The 2449-nt window shown below is 44.0% G+C and carries 2 protein-coding genes; one reads left to right on the forward strand and one right to left on the reverse strand.

What is annotated here, in order from left to right:
- Positions 1 to 336: Lrp/AsnC family transcriptional regulator (locus tag KIV40_RS25875; protein ID WP_285352055.1), on the forward strand; the 336-nt coding region annotated here is incomplete at its 5' end.
- Between the two features lie 71 nt (positions 337 to 407).
- Here the strand turns inward: KIV40_RS25875 and KIV40_RS25880 are convergent.
- On the reverse strand, positions 408 to 2449 hold a 2042-nt coding region (locus KIV40_RS25880), incomplete at its 5' end, for a DUF5011 domain-containing protein (protein WP_285352057.1).

A 2449-nucleotide genomic window follows, 5' to 3' on the forward strand; every position in this document is an offset into this window, starting at 1 on the left:
ATTGGGGGCCACTTCTGCTATATCGAGGGTTATGCAGCAAAGCTGAACCGTAAAAAGCTCGGTTTCCAAGTCTCTGGTTTTACGCTGGTTACCCTCGGCAGTCATGAAGTAGAAAACACCACGCCTTTTGAAGACTTTGTCGCTGAAACCAACTGGATCTTAATGTGTCACTGCATTGCTGGCAGCGCAGATTATATGGTGCAAGTGGTGGCTCGAGACTTAGACGAATACTTTGACCGCATCAGTGCGATTCGCCGCGTGAAAGGCATCAGCGCCATTCAATCCAACGTATCCGTAAAGGAGATTAAGAGTACCTTTCAGTTGCCAATCGGTTAGGAAAACTTTTCCGTACCCAAAGAAAAGCCAGCGACAGGGCGCTGGCTTAGGGCCTTCATATTAAAACTCGTTTAGTGGTTATCGCCCCAGTAAATAGACAACAAATCAGTGCTTTTACCATCGGTCATGTACAAACGGCCTTTATACATAACAGGGTCACTGCCAAAGTAAGGTATTACTCGTTCATCAACACTTGTTACCTTCATATCGGCATCAAACTCATAACGAGTAAAATACTTAACTTTATCGCGATTTAAAAAATCGTACGCAAAGCTACCAGAGAAGTGAGCCCGGTCAGAAAGTGTCGCTTCAACCGCCGACTTACCTTTATACCCTGTACCAACCTGTGACCATGTCCATTCTTTTGTGTTAAAAACACTAAAATACTTTTCCTCTAGGATGTATATATCATCGCCCACGACCTTAGTCCCAGAAACGGACATCGCCCAATGCTTTCCATATACTCCTTCATCTGGAAAATCAGGAAGGCCTAGCCACTCACCAGTTTCAAAATCATAACTGTGGTATCCGTGTCCGTGGAGAAGGAAACTTTCATCGTCAAGTCCGTTGTCAAACACGTAGAGCTTATTACCTAAAATGGCTAAGATTTTTTGGCTTGGGCGAGACCCATGCTGAAAGTGTGCAGGTACTAAAGAGACAAGTCTCGGAGTTAAGTCGTTTTTATCAACTTGATATAACTTATTCTCGTTAAGCCAGTAGATCTCATCTTGATAAATAACAACTTGAGGCCAATAGGGTTGAATATCAAATTTGATTGACCAGTGCGTCAAATCAAGATATTTCACTCGGCTCTGATTGATTAGGTCATATTTCGCTATCTTCAAACCATCAAAGGCGTAAAGCATATCATCAAGAACAACCCTTGTTATGTATGGCACTTGCCCAATAGCAGTTAGAGCGCCGTGCTCAACTAGTCCTTTAGAATCAGTATCATCCAGATCAATGTTCAGTTCCTTAACAAACGCCTTGTCACTCAGAACGTTTACCACGATCCTTTCTTTACCTTCGAACTCTTCGTCATCATGAATAGCCAAAGTGAAATATCCGCTTTTAGACGTCGAATTTTTCACCTCTACCAACTCAACATCCAGTGTCTGGCCTTGTGCTTTATCCACCGTCGCTGTGGATTGCTCTGACAGCTCAAATGTTATTTTCGACGCATCGATGTTGTCTGACTTTACGTCATACCAAATTCGGTGCTGGTACTCATTTTCATACAGAACAATATCGCTGTCTCTAAAGACAATGCCTTCAACAACTTCGACGACTCGTTTTGCCGTTGCCTCATTGCCTGCGGTATCTGTGACCTTGTACGTTAGTGTGTAGGTACCAACAGTACCAGTATCCGGTTTGCCGCTAACCTGCACACGCTTGCTTATGTCACCATCCACGTTATCTGTTGCAGTAAAGCCTGGGTCCTGAAATTCATCATTCAGATAAACGGTGATTTCTTCACCACCTTTTAGTGTGATTTGAGGCTTCTCGATATCTGCAACCGCTTTACTCTTTACGGTCACTTTACGAGATGCCGTTGCTTTGTTACCCGCTTTATCCGTTACCTTGTACGTTATTGTGTAGGTACCCACAGTGTCAGTATCCGGTTTGCCGCTAACCTGTACACGATTGCTGATATCACCATCCACGTTATCTGTTGCACTAAAGCCTGGATCCTGAAATTCATCGTTCAGATAAACGATGATTTCCTCACCACCTTTTAGTGTAATTTGAGGCTTCTCGGTGTCTTTGTCGCTCTCTACATCTGGAGCCGGAATCGCTTTGCTTTCGACCTTCACTTCACGAGATACCACAGCTTTGTTACCCGCTTTATCCGTGACTGTGTACGTTATTGTGTAGGTGCCCACAGTGTCAGTATCTATCGGTTTGTCGTAGCTAACCTTAACGCGCTTACTGATGTCACCATCCACGTTATCTGTTGCAGTAAAGCCTGGATCCTGAAATTTATCATTCAGATAAACGGTGATGCTTTTGCTCCCTACTAACGTGATTACTGGTGGGGTTTCATCTTTCTTATTCTCAATTGGAGGTTTTGCAGCAGGGGTGGAATCAGAGTCTCCACCACCACCACCACCAC

The organism is Vibrio sp. D173a (genome assembly GCF_030248475.1).